Source organism: Legionella cardiaca (genome assembly GCF_029026145.1).
Lineage (GTDB): Bacteria > Pseudomonadota > Gammaproteobacteria > Legionellales > Legionellaceae > Tatlockia > Tatlockia cardiaca.
On the sequence record NZ_CP119078.1, the window covers coordinates 898243 to 916879 of the forward strand.

Genomic DNA, 18637 nt, shown 5'->3' on the forward strand with positions numbered 1-18637 from the left:
TTTATAGAAGGTATTTTCTCATGTGCACACAACAATCACCCCAGAAAAAACGATGGTTAAGTACTCCTTTTTTATATGCGATTATGATTTTTCTTGGGATATTAAGTGGTTATTCAGATATTCCTTTGCTAAAAACTTTTGGTTTATTCATTGCTGACGTCTTCATTAAAATTTTCAAATGCATCAGTCTTCCCATTATTGCACTATCAATTATTGTGACTTTATCAAATTACCGTGCGGATGGAATAATGCGCAAGATTTGGCGTCGTGCAATGAGTTATACACTTGGAACGACGTTAGTTGCTGCTGCCACCAGCTGTGTTTTATATCTTCTTATTCATCCAGGTATGGTTGGTGTTGTTAAACAAAGTGCTGCTGCACCCATGGAAACAAATCAATTGGGTTATTTCCAGCATATCGCCAATCTTATTCCTTCCTCCATTTTGGCACCGTTTCTTGAACATCAAGTGATGGGAGTCTTGTTAATTGGGATTGTAGTTGGTGTGGCTATTCGTTTCATTCCTGAGCCTGATGCCAGACAAACTATTACGCAATTTTTTAAAGGTGCGCATGGTTTATTTATGGTAATCACTAATTGGATCATTGCTGTGATTCCTTTAGGCTTGTACGGATTTATCACTACGACAGTAATGCAGTTGCGTGAAGGCATGGCCATTAAAGGAATTGGTGAATATTTACTTATCATTGTGCTTGCCAATTTAATTCAGGGCTTTGTGATTTTACCACTCTGGTTGAAGTCACAAGGTATCAAACCTTTTGCGGCATTTAGAGGCATGCTCCCAGCGCTTTCAGTTGCTTTTTTCTCTAAATCCTCAGTAGGTACCTTACCAGTGACAATGGAAACAGCAGAGAAAAATTTAAATGTTAAGCCTGAAATAAGTCGTTTTGTTTTACCGCTCTGCACCAGTCTCAATATGAATGGCTGTGCAGCTTTTATTTTTGCAACCGTCATTTATCTCATGCAAAATCATGGTATCGAAATTTCATTAGGAATGATGGCATTATGGGTTGTAATTGCGACGATTGCTGCAATTGGTAATGCAGGCGTGCCTATGGGTTGTTTTTTCCTTAGTGCAAGTTTACTTGCAAGTATGAATGTGCCTATTACCTTGTTAGGAATCATCTTACCTTTCTATAGCCTCATTGATATGCTCGAGACAGCATTAAATGTATGGTCTGACTCTTGCGTAGCGAAAGTTGTGAATGACAAAGCAAGCGCAGATGGGAAGTTGGCTCCAAATCTTGAATTGACTCCTATTGGATAGGCTTTGGCAGAAATGATTGGGCCGTTGAAGCTCTTTTTTTCTGAACAATTTATCGATTTGTAGGGCGGCATAGACCTTGTGGGGGTGCCGCGGACGAGCCGAGTCACGTAGGTGGACGGTGACATGTCAACAGGCCCAGACCCTGGGAATAAGCTTACATTAACGGTTAAAAAATAAAACTTTACCGCTCGCTATATCATATAAACCACCAATAATTTTAATTTTTTTTTCTGATATAAGTTTTTTTAAAATATTACTTTCGGCAAGGACATAATTAATACTGTTTATTATATTTAATTTTGAAACCGCATTAACAAACTCGGTATTATCACTACATCGTTGACTGGTTATGGATTTTTCACTGTCTATTGCGGGTTTGATTTTTCTTAACAGTCCTGTTAAATGCTCCATCTCTACACCATCGCAGGCCCCTTTTATCGCTCCGCAATTAGTATGCCCTAGAACTACAATCAGTTTTGAACCAGCAACTTTGCATGCAAATTCCATGCTTCCCAAGATGTCATCGTTGATAATATTTCCAGCGATTCTAATACTGAAAATATCACCGAGGCCTTGATCAAAAATTAATTCCGCCGGTGTTCTCGAATCAATACAACTTAGAATTGTTGCAAAAGGGTATTGGCCAGTTGCAGTTTCATTAACCTGCTGTAAAAGATTTCTATTAAAGCTTAAATTTTGAATAAAGCGTTTGTTACCGTTTTCTAAAAGCTCAATAGCCTGGTCCGGTGTTATCTGTTGTTGTAGTTCTTTTGTAATAGTTTTCATAAATTAGTCTATTTTTTCATCGAAAGTTATAGTATTTACCTTTAATAAAGAAATGTATCCACTTTAATATCTAGAGCGTTGTTTGGATTTTATCTTTTATTCTTTTTAGAGAAGGTGTTTTATGATCATAATTTTTTATGCAATTACTCCCATGATTCGAATAGATTTCCATCACATTATTTTCTATTCCTCGACAAATGTCTCCTAAAGGTAAATGACTAAGCCTTTCTGGAGAAAATGGATTTTGTAGTTCAATACCAATTTGATCTAATGAAAACAAAGCATAGGCCACAAGTGCCGTAACTAAAGGGTTTATATAAATTGAATAATCTACAAGAGCGATAGGAAGTATCAATAAAAACAATAGAATAAAACGTCGAGACTTAATTGCCATCACGAAAGGCATGGGGGTTTTTAATATCCGTTCACATGCTCCTTGACAATCAATTACAATTTCACGACATTCTTCTGCCTTAAGAAATGAAAACTCGTTAATTTTATTTTCTTTTAATAAAAGGGAAAGTAAACCCGCAATCTTACTGGATATATAATTCGGTTTATGTGTAATTTGTGGTAACGTTAAAAAGGTTGCTTGATCGACCAGATGCTCCACCTCTTTAATTGATTCATTCAAACGTAAGTGATTTTTTATTAAGAAAGGAAGGGCTGCGATATATCCCATAAGATGCTGTATAGATTCCTTTTCTGTAGATGACACATAATTAGCAATTATTATTGCTAAATTTCGACTACTATTTACAATACTACCCCAAAGTTTCCTTGCTTCCCACCAGCGATCATAACCAGCATTAATGCGAAAAACCAAAATTAATCCCATAACAAGTCCTGCGTACTCAAAAGGACTTATAGGAATTGCAAACCAAGGAATAAGCAATTTTAAAATCGATATTAAGCATGCGTAGATAGTTGCAACTAATACTTGCTTTAACACTTTTGGCGTTACAGAGCCATGGATAGCAAGAGCGGAGACGAGAAAATCAGGATATTCGTATTGATTTACTATTTTTTTATTATCTTTCATTTCATCCACAACAAATTTAATTGGATAGCAATCATAAATTAAATTACTCTTCAACAGGGCTTTATTGGGAGAATGGATACCTCAATAAATAATTCCTTGTTTATACTTAGCACATATTTTGGCATCATCCGCAATTTTAGTAAACTCAAACAACGTTTAACTGCCTTTATACTTCGGGTGCTGTCTTTATTTTATTTGCTACTTTCAAAATAACGCTCTCCTCAAAGAGCTATGTCATTTTCAAATAAGACTTCAGCAAAATATTCTCGATAAGAGTTCTTGTCTCCTTACAAGCAGGAAAACACTCATTAGTATGCATAAGATCTAAACGGGCGGCGTTTGTTGAGGGTTCAATAAACATTCGTGCATGCGTGTAAAATTTATGAAGAAGAGATCTTACAGAAAACTGAATGAGGAGTTCAACGAAGAGCGACGCATAGAATTTACCAGGTAATTTAATCCTTTTGGAATATCTGGCAAAAAACAGGCGGAGAGCTTTGGGATGTTTACAATGGTAATGATATACTTTTAACTATCTGGGCTAAGGATTTGCACATGTTTAAAAAATTGTGGCAAGGCGATATGCCATTATGGATAACTTTTTGGATATTTGGCGTATTAATGATCAGCTTAGGAAGGTTGTTAATTGGTTATGCCAATGATGAGGAATTTATTAGTAAATATGGGATTATTCCACTCTATCTGCTAATAGTACTTTGGCTCGGTTATGCTACGTTCATATTGGTTTCTATTTGGAGAAGTGCGAGTAAATATACAGGGGCAGAGCTTCTGGCAGCGCTATCCCAACTTGCGGTTTTTTTTGGAGCCGTAGCAATTCTTCTTTCTTTGGATATAGGATTATTTAATAAATTTTTTAAAGAAAATAAAGATATTAATCAGATACTAGTTCAACAGGCTGAAATTCTTAATCAATCTTTACCTACACAAATTAACAAGCACATGGAGTTATACAAAGTTGTACCAGGTGATCATTCTCTATCTTATTACTACCGTCTGGTGAATTTTAGTAAAGGAGAACTTAATTTCCTGCATACAAATTATAATGAAGCAGTGCAGCAATTGGTTGGTGCAGTTAAACCGTCAGCTTGTAACAATGAAAGTGTTAAGTGGATTTTAAAAAATAATATTGATTTTTTTTATTATTATGAATTAGACGGCGAGGGCTTTTATAAACTCCATTTAAATAAAGATGAATGCGGCATAAAAGATTAAGTAACGTTCATGCCTGCGTCATCAGAAGGGTTCCCTGAATATGACATAAGTATTTGACCTAAAAGATAATGCCCCCTTTAGGAGATCCTTCGTCGTAACGCCTCAGGTCATCCTGAGGCGTGAAAGGTTATAAATTAATATCCTCAAACATTGTTGGATGCCTCAGACAGGCTAAGGCATAGTCGATAGAAGCAATCCAACTACTTCAGCAAAATTTCTTCACAAATAGCTTGATAAATTAAAGCGAGTCTATCCAGATCATCCAAAGAAACGCATTCATTAACTTGATGAATAGTTGCATTAACCGGTCCTAACTCAATGACTTCAACTCCATAGGGAGCAATAAAACGACCATCGGAGGTACCTCCGCTCGTAGATAATTCCGGTGTTCTATCAGTAAATTTTTGAATTGCTTTGATGCAACTAGTAATTAATTGACCATGGGCGGTTAAAAAGGGTTCACCATTTAATTGCCATTGAATGATAGATTGTAATCCATAGCGTTTGAAACAGTCTTCCACTGCATTTTTTAATGACTCTGCTGTTTGCTCTGTTGAAAAGCGAAAATTAAAATGCAAAGTCAGTTCACCAGGAATAATATTGGAAGCCTGCCCACCAGCTTTGATGTGAGTAATTTGTAAGGAAGTAGGGGGGAAATGTTGATTCCCTTCATCCCATTTTATACTTGTTAGTTCGGCTAGTACCGGGCTAATCCTATGGATGGGGTTTTCTGCTAAATGTGGGTAAGCTACATGACCTTGTTTTCCATGTATTAAAACTTTTCCCGTTAATGAGCCACGACGCCCAATTTTAATAACATCACCCAGGTATTGTGTACTTGAAGGTTCGCCAACTATGCAAAAATCAAGTTTAATACCCTGTTTATTAAGCTCTGCCATGACATGAGGAGTGCCAAGGGCAAAATCATCTCCTTCTTCAGCACTGGTAATTAAAAATCCAAGACTCCCTGAAAAATTAGGATTGGTTTGTACAAAACGTTCCGCCATAATCATCATTGCCGCCAGACTACCCTTCATGTCGGCTGTACCACGACCATAAAGCATGCCATCTAGCTCTTGTAAGATAAAAGGATCCGTATTCCATTTTTTTTCTTCGCCAACTGGTACAACATCAGTATGACCTGCAAAGATTATCAAGGGAGAGGTGCTACCCAAACGCGCAAAAAAATTAGCTACTGGGGAACTATTAAACCGTTGACATTGAAAACCTAATTGCTCAAGAAATTGAATCATATAGTCCTGGCAACCAGCATCAAGAGGAGTGACTGATGGGAAGCCAACAAGGGTGGCAAGCAAGGATTTTAATGTATTCATCTTACTTAATATCTCTTAGCAATTCATTAATGCTAACCTTGGCACGAGTTTTTTCATCAACCTGTTTAACGATAACAGCACAATAAAGACTATAACGACCATCTTCGCTAGGTAAATTGCCTGGAACAACAACTGAGCCAGCAGGAATGCGACCATAACTAATGGTTCCAGTGAGGCGATTATAAATTTTTGTACTTTGGCCTAAAAATACTCCCATAGAGAGCACAGAATCACGCTCAACGATGACACCTTCAACGACTTCTGAACGGGCGCCAATAAAGCAATTGTCTTCAATGATAGTGGGGTTCGCTTGAAGTGGCTCTAAAACACCACCAATCCCCGCGCCCCCTGACAGGTGAACATTTTTACCAATCTGAGCACAGGAGCCAACGGTAGCCCAGGTGTCAACCATGACCCCTTCATCAATATAAGCGCCAATATTGACATAGGACGGCATGAGTACTGTATTTTTGCCGACAAAAGCTCCACGTCTTACCATGGCATGAGGAACAACGCGTGCGCCAATTTGCTCAAAATCATTGCTGTTACAGGTTGCAAATTTAAGAGGGACTTTATCGTAGAAATTACAAAAGCCAGCATCGATAACCTGATTAGAGTTTAATTTGAAAGAGAGCAATACTGCCTTTTTAATCCATTGATGAACTACCCATTGACCATTGATTTTTTCAGCAACACGAAAATGACCTTGATCTAAACCATCAATCACTTCATTAACTGCACTGACGATCTCTTTGGATGCTGTTTCGGGCGATAATTCTTGGCGTTGGTCAAACCCAAGTTCAATGGTGGTTTGTAATGAGTTCATAAATTTCATCGGTTAATAAACTGGCAAGTTAGTATACCTAATCAAAGAGTTTATAGAAATGCCGGAAGGGTAACTGTTCAAAAGCCAGTTACCCGTTAAAGTTCTACGGAGTAAAATTTCGTACACATCTGACGTAACGAAAACCATCCTTATTGCCAGGGCCTTGAAAACTACTGAAGAAATTTTGAGTCCAAACGAAATCAGACGGTATACCACTGTAGTCTTGCGTGGAACTCCAATAGTTAGAGACAGCGGGAAAACCACCGATAGCAACACGATTCACATACAGGCAGTTGAGTTGTCCTGACGCTGAGATATTGTTGCCTGCTGGCAAAAACCAATCGTTATAGCAAGTATTATTTGGCAGACAAGGCGAATTACCTTGCGAATCAATTGCATAGTCACTACAAAGGCCTGCAGCATAGTTGGCCAAGGGAATACCTTGATTACCTGTTAATTCATTAACAATGTCCGTAGTATTTGTTGCGCCGTTGGTAGTACTGCCTGCCCCAGGGACTAAAATACCCATACCCCCCCATTGAATACCACTACTAATATTTGTAGTAGCTGCGATCAAATTGTTGAAACCTCCATTTAAGCAAGCAATAATACCGCCATTTGAAGACAGGCCCACAGCTGTTGTCACATAAGTAAAGCCATTTGCAAGTGTCGCTCCCCCTGCGGGTGTATCAATGACCACATCGACAACACCTATCGTATGAGCAGGCGTAACCGCCGTCACTGTAGTTGAATTGACTACATTAACACTGGTAGCAGAGACACCTCCAAATCTCACAGCCGTAGCTCCTGTTAATGCAGTTCCAGTTAAAGTGACTCCAACGCCGCCGGCAGCTACACCAGAAGTGGGACTAACAGCAGTTAATGTGCTTCCTGACTGTATTGCAATCGCTGCCACTAGCGCATTTGTATTCGTGCCTTGAATAGTAAAATTCGTTTGTGGTACCGCTGTACTGCCAGGTGTATAGGTCAAAATACAACTACCTCCCGGCGAGATACTCGCACAGTTATTTCCTGTTTCAGTCACATTTCCATCAAGCGCTGTACCATTAAAATTAGAAGTAACATTTGTAGCCGTCATTTCGGTGGAGGTGTTAGTAATGATTAACTGACCAGTGGCCCCATTTACTGCTAATGTCAACGGTGAACCCGCGACGCTGATTACGGCGCTTCCTGACTGTATTGTAATCGCCGCCACTAGCGCATTTGTATTTGAGCCTTGAATTATGAAATTTGTTTGTGGCACCACCGTATTGCCGGGTGTATAGGTTAAGGTGCAGTTACCTCCTGGCGGTACATAAGCACAAGTATTACCTGTTTCAGTCACATTACCATTGAGGGCGGTGCCTGAAAAATTAGAAGTAATATTGGTCGCGGCTAATTCACTGGAGAGGTTACGAATGATTAACTGACGATTTCCTCCGTTTGTTGATAATGTTAGTGGGGAGCCAGTGACGCTTATTGTCGCATTTGTTGTCGGTGGTGCCTGAGTTATGTGTAAAATATCCGGTACACTGGGTCGATAACAAATTCGGGATCCTTGCTGACAAACATATGGCCCATCATTAATCGGATAATTTAATTGACTACCATTTATTTGCAAAGAGAGGATACAGGAACTATGACCCTGCAAAACAAATGAGTTGCCGCAAATCTCAAGACCTGTTGTTATTTGTGTAATTCCAGAAATCTTTTGCATTACTAAAGTGTGTGGTCTGTCTGATTGATTAGTCACCCGGTATTGCACCAAAGCTGTACTATTGGCAGGCACTGTCAGCGTGGTTTTGGTATTAGGTAACGGCTGAAAAGTCCATAATGGACTACCTGCCTTTGCTACTGACATCATAAATAAAAATAGGCTGAAAGCCCCAAATCCTACCCAATCCTTTAATGACATAATAATCCCTGATGTATCTAAAAATATTGTTAATCGGCAAGTTTGCCACAACGCAAAAAAAACAAATGCAGCTTATCAAAAGCTTCGCGAACAATAAATAAAGTAGATTTACTCTACACACGTTACGTGTTGCAATCGCATGGGTAAATTTACCCACACGATAAGTATCTTTGGGGTCTATTGCAGGCTCTTATGCAAAGGTATTTGCTGACATAAATCTGCAACTTCCTGGTAAAACAGGGTTTGATTATCAGAAATTTGAGAAGGGGCATTAAAGAACTCAGCCAAATCACCTACTAATTCTATTTGCGTTATTCTATTAGAGAGAAGAGCAGGTAGAGTATGAGACATGGTTTGGGAGGATTCGTGCTCTATATAGCTAGTGATTATTCTTACTGCTGAATAGACTATTGTAAGCATATCCTCTTCAAACCTATCTAGCCTGTCTGGCAGAGTATAAAAGTTTAATTCACCTTCATCAAAGTGAAAATTTGAAGCAAATAATTTGACAAATTTATTCATTATTTGCAATTTCTCTATAATTTCTGCTGAAAGTTGTCCATGAAAGCTGTGTAGAGAGTAATGACTAGCCAACGCTGGGGCGATTAAGGCAATAATTTTTAACATTTCTGTTGAGGATTGATAATGTCGAACATCATTCAACAAGAGTTTAATGGCAGGTGTAAAAACCTTGCATTGATAAATACTGCTAAGTATAAAGTTTGCGTCATAGTAAAAATGGTAGTGCTCCATTATATAATATCCAATAGACGTGCCTACATCTGGCCATTTAAGTGAATATTTTAATACATTCAATAAAAAGTCATTTTTGTTGGACTGCAGCGAGCATTGTGGATTGGGGGTGCACCATACGTTAAATCCTTGGCAGAATTCCAAAATGAATAGGGTTCCTTTTAAAAAACCTGTTTCGGCAAAGAAGCAAGCTAATTGCTCAATGGCTTCGAGTGATTTATTTTTTTGAATATAGGCCAAAGCCATCAGTGCAAAATAACAATCCTCATTGGGTGTTAAAGCAGTCAATAATTGATATTTTTCTTTGGTAAGATTGAAGAATAAAGAAAGAAAGTCTTTCCGCTGGTATCCTGAAAATGTCGGTTTTTTAAATACGAATAAGTCAGTTTCTTTACAATAATTGATAATATTATTAGTAAATTTTTCGAGATCGTTGAAAGAATGGTGTCGAGAAATTTTCGCTACTTCTACACAGATATGATTAAATAAAAGTTGATACTGGTTTTCACGCGGAAATTTAAAGTCTTCAATTAATTTTTGGACCATTACTTTACCGATTAAACAATATGCCATGAGTTGATAACTTTTCTCAGAAGGCAATTTACTTAATGTATTGGCACAAGCATTAAATAGTTTACTCACTCTTGCGTAAGTTGGTTTAAAAAATTGGTGATAATTTAGATTATGTTGATGATGAACATAGCCTAATATTTGTAGCCAAACCTCTGTAGGTAATCCTGTAATCCAGTCATTTGTGTCACGAAAAGGTTCATTTGCAATCTTGGTTTTTTTATAAGTGTCAGTGCTTGGGGATTCTGATTTTTCATTCATATAGTCATTTCTAAAAATAGTTGTTCTTTATCAATAAAAAATGATTTGTATTTTACATTTTGTTTAAAGTAAACCCATGGGTAAATTTACCCAGAATGTCACATTATTGATTTTCCTTAGTAGGAGACAAGAGATTTAAATTCCTTTAGTTTCCAGGCAGAAATATAGCGAGTATACTTGTCGGTTATTTAGGAGCATGGGATCAATTATGCGTTTATTAATCACGGGTGCAGCTGGATTTATTGGTTTTCATTTGGCAAAACTTCGCTTGGAGCGTGGAGATTCCGTGATTGCTATAGATAATCTGAATGAGTACTATGACGTTCGTCTAAAGCAAGCGCGTTTGGAATTATTACAAAATTACCCAAATTTTCAATTTTATCAAGCGGATATTGGGGATCCTGTCGCTGTTAATGAAATTTTTACTCGTCACAAACCTGAGCGAGTTGTTAATTTGGCAGCGCAAGCGGGCGTTCGCTATTCATTGAGTCATCCTGAAGTTTATGTCCAATCTAATGTAGTGGGCTTTAGTACAATTATTGAAGCTTGCCATCGTCATCAAGTCGAACATCTGGTTTATGCATCTACAAGTTCAGTTTATGGGGCAAATGGTGTGCAGCCTAATAAAGAAACAGATGCTGTAAGTCATCCATTAACTATTTATGCTGCTACTAAAAAGGCCAATGAACTTATTGCCCATTCCTATTCTCATTTATATCAATTACCAACGACGGGGTTACGCTTTTTTACAGTATATGGGCCTTGGGGGAGACCCGATATGGCCTTTTTCTCATTTACCCGAGACATTTTAGCGGGCAAAGCAATTAAAGTTTACAATCATGGGCATATGCAGCGTGATTTTACCTACATTGACGATATTGTTGCTGGAGTTTCTTTGGCGATTGATAATATAGCGGCACCCGATGAATCCTGGTCATCGAATGAGCCGAATCCGGCGAGTAGCTATGCACCTTATAGAATTTATAATATTGGTTGTGGTAATCCGGTGAATTTATTGGATTACATTGCAGCCATTGAAGAAACTACAGGTAAAAAAGCTTTAAAAGAATTCTTGCCCATGCAAGCTGGCGATGTTGTATCCACGCATGCTGATACGAATCGCTTACAAGAAGAATTAGGCTATCGTCCAAAAATTGATTTTCGCGAAGGAGTTTCTCGATTTGTTAAATGGTATTTGGATTTTTATCATTAATTACCTTTATTACCATGGCCCTGGCATCCAGGAGCCATGTAAGCCATGGGGCACGCGGTGTGGTAATTTAATTTTAGCTACAGGCTCGTCTACAAAAGTTTGGGCATTAAGAAAGATAAAGTCACTTTTTCCTTCGCGTTTATCATAAACGAATAGTGCGATGAGCCCATCGTCTTCAGTTTTTCTAGAGGAATTGGGTACAAACACTGCTTCGCCAACTTCGGCATTTTCACCAAAATCATGCACGATGGGTATTTGTTTTTCTAAATCGTATTTTATTAAGGCGTTAAATTGCTCTCCCGCTGTTCTTGTAGGAATGTAAATGTAGCGATTAGGCTTTGATATTCTCTCTTCGTTAATACGCGGAAATTCCACAGGATAATCATCGAGTTGTGTGTGGATGGCCATTTTAGTCTGTAAATCTATAACTGTTCTGTATAACACAGGCGGTTTGGCGGATGCTGTCGTATCCTTTTGTAGCGCTAGTTTTGCATGTCGGACATAATCAATGATGAGGTGATTATTCTGTTCAAATCCATTCGCAAAATGATAGACAAAAAATGTCTCTGCTTCGATGCTAAACATTTCATTGGTTTGGCGATTTACAACGATAATCTTTACTCCCAACTCTGGTTGCCAACTAAGCAAGTTACCCCCTGTTGCTAATTTGCTTAAGTCAAAAACCGCCGGACAATCAAAAAAGACAATGTAATTTTTTGTGAGTATAAAATCATGCATCATTGAGGGTGTCGATTTCTCAATAGGAATATTATGGGTAAGATTTCCTTCTTTGTTTAAAACATAGTATTGCAAGTAAGGAGATTGCAGGTTGTAGGTAAAGGCATAAAGTTCGCCTGTTTCAGGGTCTAATCGAGTATGAGCATTGACGTTAAATGGCCGAGTTCCACCTGGTGGGCACCATTCTCCAATCGTTTTGAGTTGTGAGGAAACGTCGTAGGCTGGGCCTGATTCGTACAGGGCAAGGTATTGTTCTGCATGACGAATAATATGGATAAAAGCGCCATCTTTAACTGGACCCCGATCGCCATCCTTACCAATGAGCCTTGGATCGACTGGTATTGGTCTGGCGATACCTCCATACAGCGGGCGCCCTGCTTTTTTTTCTGCAATTAATCCTTTGGTTTCAACAAATCGATTACGATAATTTGCCTTGCCTTCATTAATATAAACGGCGTGTAACATGCCATCTCCATCCAGGGGAAACGTATAGGAAAGAGGCTCAAAAAGAGGATTTGGTCCATTGCGCATATAAATTCCTGATAGCTCTTTAGGTAATTCACCCTCTATTGGCAGATCAGTAACGAATAATTCATCTTGAATGGGTGCAAAATTACCTTGCAAGTAAGGATTTTTGCGAACATCATCTTTTTTCTTACTAAATTTTTTAAAGAGAAAACCTTGATACCAGTCGGGAAACCAGTTGGTAAACCAGATAGCTATAACAAATAGTGAAACTAAAATGAAATCAGCAACCCAGTCAGAAGCAACCCCGGAAGACTGTAATAAACCGTCTATTGCCATCAAAGACAGTGCTAATGCCCACACTAGGGAAATAGCATAATTAATATATTTAAATGTGGGGGTTATCCAGAAAATTTCATCTACACCTTCTTTTGCATACTGCATGCTAAATGGTTTTTTAATGATAATTGAAACCCACATAATCAGTGCAAGAACCACATTAGATAATAAAAATGCAATTTGATTAAACCAATTTCCCACAGGCAGTAGGTACATCACCGAAAGAAAAGCAAAATAGAGTAGAGTACCCCAATCAAGAATGAATTTTTTACGCAAATTTTTAAAGTTAAAAATTATTGTGGCGGCCAGTGCAGCAAGGACGGCTACTTCATCGGCTAAATATTGAGATCCTGCCAAGACAAAATAAACTATCCAGGGAATAAAACCTTGAAATGAAGAGGAGGTCATTTTTTTCTTTCTCTCGATTAGAGCCCGATTAATAGGAAGTTCAACATAACATCTATAGTTTGATAATCAATATTCTGCAATAAACTTAGACTGTGATAAATAGTTAATCGGATTAAATAAGCGTGGTAAAATCGTTTTTTTGATAATTTGTCTGAGGAAATTATGAGCGTTGTAAACACTTTTTGTTGGATAGATATCCCTGTTATTGATTTGAATCGAGCTATTGATTTTTATAGTGCGCTGCTAGGGAAATCTGTGCAAAAAATCTCTGAACATGGATTTGAGTTTGGATTACTACCTCACACCGAAGATAATGTTTCAGGTTGTCTTTCTGTTATGGAGGATAGAAAGCCTTCACAGAACGGTCCTTTAGTTTACCTTAATGTTGATGGTCGTATTGATGATGCTATTAAAGCAGCAAAAGAGCAGGGGGCGGAGATTTTAAAAAATAAGGAACAAATCGGTCCTTATGGGTACAGAGCTATAATTCTGGACACAGAGGGTAACGCCGTAGCATTACATTCGTCCAAAGCCTAATGGTTGAATTTTAATCTTAGATACGTGGGACAAACCGCGGTACGTTATTTCTCGTCATCCCCAGCAAAGCGAGGGATCGCCTGCAATGTGGATTGTATACGTTATAACACCCCTGTCCTTTGCCATTGAGCGAACAAAGGTAAATGCTTAATAAAATTGATTAGGAATAAAAGGATTTATAGCATCGTTACTTTAAAGATTGTGCCGCTGTTGGAGATTCCTCGCTTTGCTCGGAATGACGTAGGGGAAACATCGATGCCACTGCCGGTGAATCCATCGGTATGTCTGGATGACGTGGGATGTAGCCTGGTTGGTGCATTTGCGACAACCAGGTGTTCTTCAAGCTTTTAAGCTAGCAATTAAATTGTCTTTTTCCTGCCAACTATTATTAAGCCAGTCTCTGAACTCAGCCTGCGCATCATCATTTTCTACGAGAGAAGAGTTTAAAAATTGACTCGGAATAGGGAGTTGTCTGATACGCACTTTAACGGCATTAACTCGACGACACAAAAAATCCCAAAGAGAGTGTTTTTTGTTAGAATAAATAATAGTTACATCCAGTAGACTAGTGAATTGTTGTCCCATGGTACTAATGACAAAACTAATCCCCCCAGCTTTGGGTTTTAACAAAAACTGGTAGGGTGATTTTTGATGTTGATTTTTTTGAGTGCTAAAACGTGTTCCTTCAACAAAATTCATAACTGCTGCTGGCGTGTGTTTAAAAAGCTCAATTGCTTTACGGGTTGCCAACAGATCCTTGCCCTTTTTGTGAGGTTTTTTAGCAAGATATTCTCGAGAATAGCGTTTCATGAAGGGACACCCCATGGCCCACCATGCAAATCCTAACAAAGGTACCCATTTTAGCTGATCTTTAATGAAAAATTTTAATACTGGTATTTTACGATTAAAAAGTCGTTGTAAGACGACAATATCAAGCCAGCTTTGATGATTAGCAATGATAAGATACCAGTTCTTACGACTAAGATTTTCAAGACCTACTATATCCCAGTGTATTTTATGAGTGCGGTTGATGTAGGCATTGTTTATGCCACTCCAGAAACTGGCTATTATATCTACAATTTTTGTGCAAAAGAGCTTCCAGCGTCGGTTTGGAAAAAGTTTTAATATTCCCATAAAAAGAACCGGAATAAAACTTAACGTTGTTGTCAGAGTCAGAATGAGTATGGCTATAATGCCATGAAGTTGACCCCCCGATGGTGTTGTATTTTTCAATATTTTCTCCATTTACAAATCAAGAGCGGGATTAGGATACTCACTGTAGTGAAAACTTAGCCAGATGACTCCTCCGGCTAAGTGTATTGGATAAGTCATATTAGGCATTTCGACTATTTCTTAGCTGAGGGCATAAGTTAAATCAGCAATTAAATCATCAATGTGTTCAATTCCGACGGAAAGTCGGATAAATCCATCCTCAATTCCCAGGTTTCTACGTGTTTCTGGTGGAACAGATGCGTGAGTCATTATAGCAGGATGTTCAATTAGACTCTCAACACCGCCTAAACTTTCTGCAAGTGTAAATAACTCACAGCGTGCTAAAAAGCGGGTTGCAGTGTTTAAATCACCATGAATAACCATAGATATCATGCCACCAAAGTCATGCATTTGCTCTTTTGCTATCGCATGTTGGGGATGACTGTCTAAACCAGGGTAAATTACTTTTGCAATTTTAGAATGTTTTTCCAGCCATTGTGCTAAATTTCTTGCATTTTCACAATGGCGTTGCATTCTTAACGAAAGAGTTTTTAAACTTCTTAATACCAGAAAACTATCAAAAGGACCGGCTATTCCGCCACATGAATTCTGCAGAAAAGCCATTTTTTCATCAAGTTCGGGGTTATCTCCGACTATTACAACACCACCTACTACATCAGAATGGCCATTTAAATATTTAGTGGCAGAATGTAAAACCAGATCAAAGCCAAGTTCGAGAGGACGTTGAATCCAAGGGGTGGCGAATGTGTTATCCGCGACACTAATTAACTTGTGACGTTTGGCTACATCTGCAATTTCGCGTAAATTAGCCAGCTTAAGCATGGGATTAGAGGGAGTTTCTACCCAAATCATTTTTGTTTCCGGACGAATGGCTTTTTCGATACTGCTAATATTTGTCATGTCGACAAAAGAAAAAGAGAGATTTGATGTGCGTGTTTTTACTTTGTCAAATAATCTAAACGTGCCTCCATAAAGATCATCCGTGGCAATGATATGATCGCCCGCATTAAGAAGATCTACGACTGTATTTATTGCTGCCATCCCAGAAGCAAAAGCAAATCCGCGTTGACCTGATTCAAGATTAGCAATACAGTCTTCATAAGCTTTTCTTGTTGGGTTGTGAGTTCGGGAATATTCATAACCCTGATGTACTCCTGGAGAAGTTTGCCGATAAGTTGAAGTTGTATAAATGGGAGTCATTACCGCACCTGTACTAGGATCAGGTTGTTGGCCTGCATGGATTGCACGTGTGTCGAAGTGAGTTTTGTCCATATAAATGTTCCCTTGTTTAAGATTGCTGCCCGGCAAAAAATTCAAGAGCAGTATATAATAACTTAAAGCGAATTTGATAATTTTAATAAAGGTTTGTGCAATTCTAGTGAGGGATTAATGCGTAGGCAAGAAATAAGTTATGAAAAAGTTGCCTCTGCCGCTGAAACTGTGAAACAGCAGGGGAAGGAACCCTCTCTTACCAACATCTGTGAAGAGTTGGGTATTCTCTCATTTACTCCTGAATTATCTTCATTGCTGGAGAAATGGTACCACAATCAGCCTGAATTTCAGCGTTCGATTAAAGTACCTCTTTCTGATAATATTAAAATCGAAACCAGTGAAATTCTTGAGAAAAATCTGGAACTTGAAAAATCACTTTCTTTACTCCGTGCTACTTTAGAATCAACTGCTGATGGCATCATGATGGTAAATGGAAAAGGGCAAGTAGTTGATTGGAATCAAAAATTTGTTGAAATGTGGCGTATTCCTTCCTATATGCTTGAATCTGGCACTGAAAGTATTGGATTTGAATATATTCTTGAGCAACTAAGTAATCCTGCTGCCGTTGTTGCTGACGTTCAATATCTCTATGAAAATCCTGAGTGGCAAGGGGAGTTACCTTTATTGCACTTTAAAGATGGAAGAATTTTCGAACGCTATACTCAACCTCAACGCGTGGGGTCTGAAATTGTCGGACGCGTTTATAGTTTTCGTGATATTACACAAAAACTTATGGCAGATGATGAGTTGCGGATTCGTGAGAGGGCGATTGAGGCAAGTACGCATGGAGTAGCGATAATAGATATCACGAAGGCAGAACAGCCTATTATTTATGTTAATAAATCGTTTGAGCGCATTACAGGATACAGTGAAAAACAAATCGTTGGTCAAAATATTTCGCAAATTATAGGTAGTAAAGTTGATCAAGTTAACCAAAAACGGATTGATTTAGCTATACGCGAACAGCGAGAAGAAACGGTTGAGCTTGAAAGTTATCGGCGTAATGGCGAGATGTACTGGTCTGAGCTTAGTGTGGCTCCGGTGAGTGATTCCTTCGGTAAAATTAGACATTTTATCGGCATTATTAATGACATAACACAACGCCGTGAAATGGAAAAACAATTGGTTAGGCAGGCTACCCATGACTCTCTTACAGAGTTGCCCAATCGGGTTTTATTAATGGACAGGGTGGAACAGGCTATTTTACAGGCAAAGAAAAAGAAATCCTTGCTTGCTTTTCTATTCCTTGATTTAGATCGCTTTAAAATGACCAATGATACTTTGGGTCATAGTATTGGTGATAAGTTATTGCAAGCTGTTTCTAATCGTTTACTGATAGCAACGAATGACTTTGATACAGTGGCTCGGCTGGGAGGAGATGAGTTTGTTATTCTTCTTCCTGATCTCAGTACTGAAGTGCAAGCGCAGCAAATGGCACAAGAAATTCTGCATCTTATTGAGAAACCATTTCAGATTGACCAACACAGTTTAAAAATAACGGGTAGTATCGGTATTAGTTATTATCCAAAAGATGGTCTTGATTATGAATCCTTAATGAAAAATGCTGATTTATCAATGTATCACGCCAAAGACAGTGGTCGAAATAGCTTTCGAGTCTTTGAACAAGAAATGAATAGACGTGTTATCAATCGCATGCAACTTGATAATGCTTTGCATGATGCAATGAAGCGGAATGAATTTTATTTGGTTTTTCAACCACTAATTGATTTAAAAAAGCACAAAATCCTTGGCTTCGAAGCTTTATTACGATGGAACAGTCATTTATTAGGCCAGGTTTCTCCTGTCGATTTTATTAGTATGGCTGAGGAAAATGGCTTAATCATTGATATCGGTAAGTGGGTATTAGAGGAAGCCTGTAATCAAACCGTGAAATGGCATAAAGAGGGGTTTGAAGATTTAACGATCGCTGTCAATATTTCTGGTCGTCAATTTCGTCAAAGTCAACTACCTAAGGTCATTAGTGAGGTCTTAAAAATGACTGGATTAGCAGCGAAATATCTTGAGCTTGAGTTAACTGAAAGTTTATTGGTAGATGATATTGAGCATGCTGTAGAAACGATGTATCAATTAAAGGACATGGGCGTGAAGCTTGTTATCGATGATTTTGGTACAGGGTATTCCAGCCTGTCTTATCTGAAACAATTTCCTGTCGACAAATTAAAAATCGATCGCTCTTTTATTTCTGAGTTGGTAAACAAAGAAAATGATGCAGCAATTGCCAGAGCTATTATTAATTTAGGACATAGCTTAAATTTGGAAGTATTGGCAGAAGGTGTAGAAACAGAGTTGCAAAAAGATTTTATTATTGAGCATGGTTGTGATTATGCACAAGGCTATTATTTTAAACCACCTAATACTCCCGAGGCTTTGAAAGATTTTTTAAAAAAATACCCGGATTTTTAGTT

The 18637-nt window shown here is 38.2% G+C and carries 15 protein-coding genes; 5 read left to right on the plus strand and 10 right to left on the minus strand.

The window, feature by feature from the left end; genetic code table 11:
• Nucleotides 1-20 precede the first annotated feature (20 nt).
• On the plus strand, nt 21-1286 hold the full coding sequence (locus PXX05_RS03895; RefSeq protein ID WP_275089749.1) for a dicarboxylate/amino acid:cation symporter: 1266 nt from the start codon (nt 21-23) through the stop codon (nt 1284-1286).
• 159 nt (nt 1287-1445) lie between these two features.
• On the opposite strand, the gene PXX05_RS03900 is transcribed toward PXX05_RS03895, so the two are convergent.
• Nucleotides 1446-2072 carry a carbonic anhydrase family protein gene (locus PXX05_RS03900; protein WP_275089750.1) on the minus strand — a complete coding sequence of 209 codons (627 nt, stop codon included), beginning with the start codon at nt 2070-2072 and terminating at the stop codon, nt 1446-1448.
• A 70-nt stretch (nt 2073-2142) separates the two neighbouring features.
• The gene (locus PXX05_RS03905; RefSeq protein ID WP_275089751.1) at nt 2143-3114 is read right to left on the minus strand and encodes a bestrophin family protein; all 972 of its coding nucleotides are present in this window, start codon (nt 3112-3114) and stop codon (nt 2143-2145) included.
• Nucleotides 3115-3669: 555 nt separating this feature from the next.
• Here PXX05_RS03905 and PXX05_RS03910 point away from each other — a divergent pair.
• Nucleotides 3670-4347 (plus strand): hypothetical protein, encoded by a 678-nt coding sequence (locus tag PXX05_RS03910; protein ID WP_275089752.1) that lies wholly within the window; start codon nt 3670-3672, stop codon nt 4345-4347.
• Nucleotides 4348-4547: 200 nt separating this feature from the next.
• Here PXX05_RS03910 and dapE read toward each other — a convergent pair whose 3' ends face one another.
• The 4 genes from dapE to PXX05_RS03930 form a co-directional block, all read right to left on the minus strand.
• Nucleotides 4548-5681: a succinyl-diaminopimelate desuccinylase gene (dapE, locus tag PXX05_RS03915; RefSeq protein ID WP_275089753.1), complete on the minus strand. Its 1134-nt coding sequence runs from the start codon at nt 5679-5681 to the stop codon at nt 4548-4550.
• A gap of 1 nt (nt 5682) precedes the next feature.
• Nucleotides 5683-6507 (minus strand): 2,3,4,5-tetrahydropyridine-2,6-dicarboxylate N-succinyltransferase, encoded by an 825-nt coding sequence (dapD, locus tag PXX05_RS03920; RefSeq protein ID WP_275089754.1) that lies wholly within the window; start codon nt 6505-6507, stop codon nt 5683-5685.
• Nucleotides 6508-6610: 103 nt separating this feature from the next.
• Complete coding sequence (locus PXX05_RS03925; RefSeq protein ID WP_275089755.1) at nt 6611-8422, minus strand: IPT/TIG domain-containing protein; 1812 nt, start codon at nt 8420-8422, stop codon at nt 6611-6613.
• 177 nt (nt 8423-8599) lie between these two features.
• Nucleotides 8600-10006: a hypothetical protein gene (locus PXX05_RS03930; RefSeq protein WP_275089756.1), complete on the minus strand. Its 1407-nt coding sequence runs from the start codon at nt 10004-10006 to the stop codon at nt 8600-8602.
• Nucleotides 10007-10214: 208 nt separating this feature from the next.
• Here PXX05_RS03930 and PXX05_RS03935 point away from each other — a divergent pair, with 208 nt between their 5' ends.
• Nucleotides 10215-11219, plus strand: coding sequence for an NAD-dependent epimerase (locus tag PXX05_RS03935; protein ID WP_275089757.1), 1005 nt, complete (start codon nt 10215-10217; stop codon nt 11217-11219).
• Nucleotides 11220-11228: 9 nt separating this feature from the next.
• Here the strand turns inward: PXX05_RS03935 and PXX05_RS03940 are convergent, their stop codons facing one another.
• Nucleotides 11229-13169: a carotenoid oxygenase family protein gene (locus PXX05_RS03940; RefSeq protein WP_275089758.1), complete on the minus strand. Its 1941-nt coding sequence runs from the start codon at nt 13167-13169 to the stop codon at nt 11229-11231.
• Nucleotides 13170-13331: 162 nt separating this feature from the next.
• On the opposite strand from PXX05_RS03940, the gene PXX05_RS03945 reads away from it, so the two are divergent.
• Nucleotides 13332-13706: a VOC family protein gene (locus tag PXX05_RS03945; protein ID WP_275089759.1), complete on the plus strand. Its 375-nt coding sequence runs from the start codon at nt 13332-13334 to the stop codon at nt 13704-13706.
• A 187-nt stretch (nt 13707-13893) separates the two neighbouring features.
• On the opposite strand, the gene PXX05_RS03950 is transcribed toward PXX05_RS03945, so the two are convergent.
• From PXX05_RS03950 to PXX05_RS03960, 3 genes are all read right to left on the minus strand, one after another.
• Nucleotides 13894-14049 carry a hypothetical protein gene (locus PXX05_RS03950; RefSeq protein WP_275089760.1) on the minus strand — a complete coding sequence of 52 codons (156 nt, stop codon included), beginning with the start codon at nt 14047-14049 and terminating at the stop codon, nt 13894-13896.
• Nucleotides 14046-14939, minus strand: a complete 894-nt coding sequence (locus tag PXX05_RS03955) for an acyltransferase (RefSeq protein ID WP_275089761.1) — start codon at nt 14937-14939, stop codon at nt 14046-14048. The genes PXX05_RS03950 and PXX05_RS03955 overlap by 4 nt, the downstream gene beginning before the upstream one ends.
• Nucleotides 14940-15059: 120 nt before the next feature.
• On the minus strand, nt 15060-16211 hold the full coding sequence (locus tag PXX05_RS03960; protein ID WP_275089762.1) for a cystathionine gamma-synthase: 1152 nt from the start codon (nt 16209-16211) through the stop codon (nt 15060-15062).
• 117 nt (nt 16212-16328) lie between these two features.
• Here PXX05_RS03960 and PXX05_RS03965 point away from each other — a divergent pair, with 117 nt between their 5' ends.
• Entirely contained in the window at nt 16329-18635 is a 2307-nt protein-coding gene (locus PXX05_RS03965) for a bifunctional diguanylate cyclase/phosphodiesterase (protein ID WP_275089763.1), read from the plus strand.
• The last annotated feature ends 2 nt before the right edge of the window (nt 18636-18637 follow it).

Bases quoted from the DNA above. Each gene is read 5' to 3' on its own strand.
- PXX05_RS03910 (WP_275089752.1), top strand. From the start codon at position 3,670: ATGTTTAAAAAATTGTGGCAAGGCGATATGCCATTATGGATAACTTTT.
- PXX05_RS03930 (WP_275089756.1), bottom strand. From the start codon at position 10,006: ATGAATGAAAAATCAGAATCCCCAAGCACTGACACTTATAAAAAAACC.
- PXX05_RS03940 (WP_275089758.1), bottom strand. From the start codon at position 13,169: ATGACCTCCTCTTCATTTCAAGGTTTTATTCCCTGGATAGTTTATTTT.
- dapD (WP_275089754.1), bottom strand. From the start codon at position 6,507: ATGAACTCATTACAAACCACCATTGAACTTGGGTTTGACCAACGCCAA.
- dapE (WP_275089753.1), bottom strand. From the start codon at position 5,681: ATGAATACATTAAAATCCTTGCTTGCCACCCTTGTTGGCTTCCCATCA.
- PXX05_RS03960 (WP_275089762.1), bottom strand. From the start codon at position 16,211: ATGGACAAAACTCACTTCGACACACGTGCAATCCATGCAGGCCAACAA.
- PXX05_RS03925 (WP_275089755.1), bottom strand. From the start codon at position 8,422: ATGTCATTAAAGGATTGGGTAGGATTTGGGGCTTTCAGCCTATTTTTA.
- PXX05_RS03900 (WP_275089750.1), bottom strand. From the start codon at position 2,072: ATGAAAACTATTACAAAAGAACTACAACAACAGATAACACCGGACCAG.
- PXX05_RS03965 (WP_275089763.1), top strand. From the start codon at position 16,329: ATGCGTAGGCAAGAAATAAGTTATGAAAAAGTTGCCTCTGCCGCTGAA.
- PXX05_RS03905 (WP_275089751.1), bottom strand. From the start codon at position 3,114: ATGAAAGATAATAAAAAAATAGTAAATCAATACGAATATCCTGATTTT.
- PXX05_RS03895 (WP_275089749.1), top strand. From the start codon at position 21: ATGTGCACACAACAATCACCCCAGAAAAAACGATGGTTAAGTACTCCT.
- PXX05_RS03935 (WP_275089757.1), top strand. From the start codon at position 10,215: ATGCGTTTATTAATCACGGGTGCAGCTGGATTTATTGGTTTTCATTTG.
- PXX05_RS03945 (WP_275089759.1), top strand. From the start codon at position 13,332: ATGAGCGTTGTAAACACTTTTTGTTGGATAGATATCCCTGTTATTGAT.